The 3,645-nt window shown below is 64.6% G+C and carries 4 protein-coding genes; all 4 read right to left on the bottom strand.

The window, feature by feature from the left end; all coding sequences use genetic code 11:
- Positions 1-32: 32 nt before the first annotated feature.
- Genes ACE04F_RS04200 through ACE04F_RS04185 form a run of 4 tightly spaced genes read right to left on the bottom strand, consistent with a single transcriptional unit; the run spans position 33 to position 3,478 of the window.
- Positions 33-518 carry a flavin reductase family protein gene (locus tag ACE04F_RS04200; RefSeq protein WP_434573721.1) on the bottom strand — a complete coding sequence of 162 codons (486 nt, stop codon included), beginning with the start codon at positions 516-518 and terminating at the stop codon, positions 33-35.
- 12 nt (positions 519-530) lie between these two features.
- Entirely contained in the window at positions 531-2,012 is a 1,482-nt protein-coding gene (locus tag ACE04F_RS04195) for an aldehyde dehydrogenase (protein ID WP_486105063.1), read from the bottom strand.
- Positions 2,009-2,842 (bottom strand): alpha/beta fold hydrolase, encoded by an 834-nt coding sequence (locus tag ACE04F_RS04190; protein WP_486105062.1) that lies wholly within the window; start codon positions 2,840-2,842, stop codon positions 2,009-2,011. The genes ACE04F_RS04195 and ACE04F_RS04190 overlap by 4 nt, the downstream gene beginning before the upstream one ends.
- A gap of 45 nt (positions 2,843-2,887) precedes the next feature.
- Entirely contained in the window at positions 2,888-3,478 is a 591-nt protein-coding gene (locus ACE04F_RS04185; protein ID WP_486105060.1) for an amino acid synthesis family protein, read from the bottom strand.
- Between the last annotated feature and the right edge of the window lie 167 nt (positions 3,479-3,645).

Raw genomic sequence — 3,645 nt, 5'->3', positions numbered from 1 at the left:
CCCCCCCCCCCACAGGGGGATATGTGCAGCCCTCAAGCCAGCACGGGCAGCGGGCCCAGCTTGCCTTTGTGGTAGATCATCGGCGTGACCGGTTGCGCGGGCAGGATCAGGTTCTTCACCGCGCCGACGATAATCGCGTGATCGCCACCGTCGTATTCGCGCCACAGCTCGCACTCGATGATCGCCGTGGCTTTACCCAACAACGGATTGCCCAGGTCGCTCAGGTGCCAGTCGATGCCTTTGGCCTTGTCCTTGCCTTTGCCAGCGAAGGCGTAGGCTTCGGCGGTCTGGTCGGCGGACAGCAAGTGAATCGCGAACTGCTTGCTGTCGCGCAGGATCGGGTAGGTGTCGGAGGCATAGTTGGGGCAGAACAGCACCAACGCCGGGTCGATGGACAAGGCGCTGAAAGCGCTGGCGGTGATGCCGACGATATTGCCCTCCGGGTCCAGGGTGGTAACCACCGTGACGCCGGACGGGAACGAGCTCATGACTTCTTTGTAGATGCCGGGTTCGATCATTTCTCAGGACTCCTAGCGCATCACGAACGGGTCAGGCATGGGCGCCTGGGAAAGGTTGATCCACACCGTTTTCAGCTCGGTATAGGCCAGCACTGAATCGATGCCGCTTTCGCGTCCGTAGCCGCTGTTCTTGAACCCGCCGATCGGCGCCATGGCCGAGACTGCGCGGTAGGTGTTGACCCAGATGATCCCGGATCGCACGTCCCGGGCCAGGCGATGGGCGCGGCCCAGGTCACGGGTCCAGATGCCGGCGGCGAGGCCGAACTGCGAGTCGTTGGCGATCGCCAGGGCTTCGGCTTCGTCCTTGAAACGAATGACTGAGGCCACCGGGCCGAAGACTTCTTCCTGCATGATCTTCATTGAATTGCGATCGCATTCGAACAGGGTCGGCTCGTAAAACCAGCCGGTGCCCAGGTTCTGTGGGCGCTTGCCGCCGGTACGCAGGCGCGCACCTTCGGCAATCGCGTCGGCCACCAGGCCCTCGACTACGGCCAGTTGTTGCGCGGTGGCCATGGGGCCCATTTCGCTGGCGTCTTCCTGAGGATTGCCGATGCGAATGCGCTGGGCGCGCTCGACCAGGCGCGAGACGAACTCGTCGTAGATTTCGTCCTGCACCAGCAATCGCGAGCCGGACACGCAGCTCTGGCCGGAGGCGGCATAGATGCCGGCAATCGCCCCGTTGATGGCGCTGTCGAGGTCGGCGTCGGCAAAGATGATATTGGGCGACTTGCCGCCCAGCTCCAATGACAGCTTGGCGAAATTCTCGGCGCTGCTGCGCACCACATGCCGGGCCGTGGCCGCGCCGCCGGTGAAGGCGATCTTGCGGACCAGCGGATGGCGGGTGAGGGCGGCGCCGGTGCTCGGGCCGTAGCCGGTGATGACGTTGACCACGCCCGGCGGGATCTCGGCTTCGAGGGCCAGGCGAGCGAGCTCCAGGATCGTCGCCGAGGCGTGCTCGGACGGCTTGATCACGATGGTGTTGCCGGCCGCCAGCGCCGGGGCGAGCTTGATCGCGGTCAGGTACAGCGGGCTGTTCCAGGGGATGATCGCGGCGACCACACCCATGGCTTCGTGCACGGTGTAGGCGAACAGATCCGGCTTGTCGAGGGGCAGGGTGCCGCCTTCGAGCTTGTCGGCGAGGCCTGCGGTGTAGTGGAAAAACTCCGGCAGGTAGCCGACCTGACCGCGGGTTTCACGGATCAGCTTGCCGTTGTCGCGGCTTTCGAGCTGGGCCAGTTTTTCCTTGTTTTCGGCGATCAGGTCACCGAGACGGCGCAGCAGTTTGCCCCGGGCAGTGGCGGTCAGTCCGCGCCAGGCCGGGCTGTCAAAAGCCGTTTGTGCGGCTTGTACGGCGCGATCGACATCGGCTTCGTCGGCATCGGGCAGCTCGGCCCAGGGCTCGGCCAGCGCCGGGTTCAAACTCTCGAAGGTCTTGCCGGACAGCGCATCGACCCATTCACCGCCGATGCACATCGAAAAGCGTGCGAGTGTCATGCAACGATCCCCTTTATTGGATTTTGTCGGGTGTTGGCCGTGTCGAGGAATTCCAGCAGCAACTGGTTGACCAGGCGCGGCGACTCTACCGGCATCATATGCCGTTGCTCGGCGAGCACGGCAACCGTGGCGCCGGGAATCCGCTCGGCCAGTTGCCGGGCCATTTCCGGGGTCGAGCCGGGGTCCAGCTCGCCGGTGGCAATCAACGTCGGCGCCTGGATGCTGCCGAGGTCGTCGGCCCGGTACATGTCCTGGGTGGCGAACAGCTCATAGGTGGTCAGGTAACCCTGGGGATCGTTCTGCGCCAGGGTCTGGCGCAGCGCGGCGATCTGCGCCGGATTGGCCGCCTGGTATTCGCGGCTGAACCAGCGCGACAGCGCGGCTTCGGCGTTGGCGTCCGGGCCATGTTCGGCGGCCTGGGCGGTGCGGGCGATGACCCCCGCGCGTTGTTCGGCGCTGCGGTTGAACACGCTGTTGAGCACCACCAGGCTTTGCAGGCGTTGCGGGTAATGCAAGGCGAAGGCGCGTGCCACCAGGCCGCCCATGGAAAAGCCGATCACGCTGGCCTGGGGCAGTTGCAAGTGGTCCAGCAACTCCAACAGCTGATCGGCGTACCCGAGCAGGCCAGTGCCAGTGGCGGGGCGCGGGCTGGCGCCATGGCCGAGCATGTCGTAGGCGATGACTCGATACTTCGTGGCGAGGCCAACGACCTGGCCGCCCCACATTTCTTTGTTCAGGCCCACGCCGTGGATCAGGACCACGGGCTGGCCTTGGCCGGTTGCCAGGTAACTGGTGCCGGCCGGGGTGAGTTCAGCGGTGAGCCGAATCATGGAGCGCTCCTGCATGCCTTTTTTATTGTGGTTGCCCCGGTGGGGTCACTGGGCCTTTTCGGCGGCCAGCTCTTCCAGGTCGATGTAGCGATTGCCGATGCGTGGATGCAGGCGCCCGCCATCGGCGCAGCCCAGCACCACGACGATTTCGTCGGCGCGCGGAGCGTCTTCGATGTGCATTTCCAGGGTGATGTAGTGCGAGCGCAGGCCTTCGTCGTCCTTGTGCATCATCGGGATCTGGATCGAGGTGCCGGGGCCGCCGCGCTTGTTGGTGAAGCTCAGGTAGCTCTTGGCCTTGACCGCTTCGCGGTAGTGGTTGCCGAAGCGCAGGGTATGGATCACGGCGGAGGCGTGCTCGATCTCGCCGTCGGCGCCGACGACCGCGGCCTTGCCATAGGCTTCGATCTTTTGCGCACCGCCAATGATGCCCACCAGGCGCTCGACCATCAGCGCGCCGAGATCGGAGCAATTGGCGCGGATTTCCGGTTTCAGGTCTTCGACAAAACCACGGCCCAGCCAAGGGTTCTTCATGACCACCGCCAGCCCGACCATGGTCACCGGCTTGTCAGTGGCCTTGCCACCTTCGATGAAGGTTTCTTCGACATAGCTGACGATCTTGCGAATTTCGAAACTCATGAGCTGCTCCGTGGGGGAAAGTGTCTGTGCGTATGATGGTATACCATAATACTGCTGGTGCAAGTGGCGGCTTTGGATTTGTGCGAGGGGAGGCGACGGAAGGCTGGGGGCGGGCAGGAGGTCTTGAGGGTGCCAGGGAGCCCCGGGGGGGGGGGGGGGGGGGGGGG

The organism is Pseudomonas sp. AGC41 (genome assembly GCF_057334555.1).
Note: the sequence above shows the minus strand (reverse complement) of the source record. Positions and strands in the feature narration are given on the sequence as shown.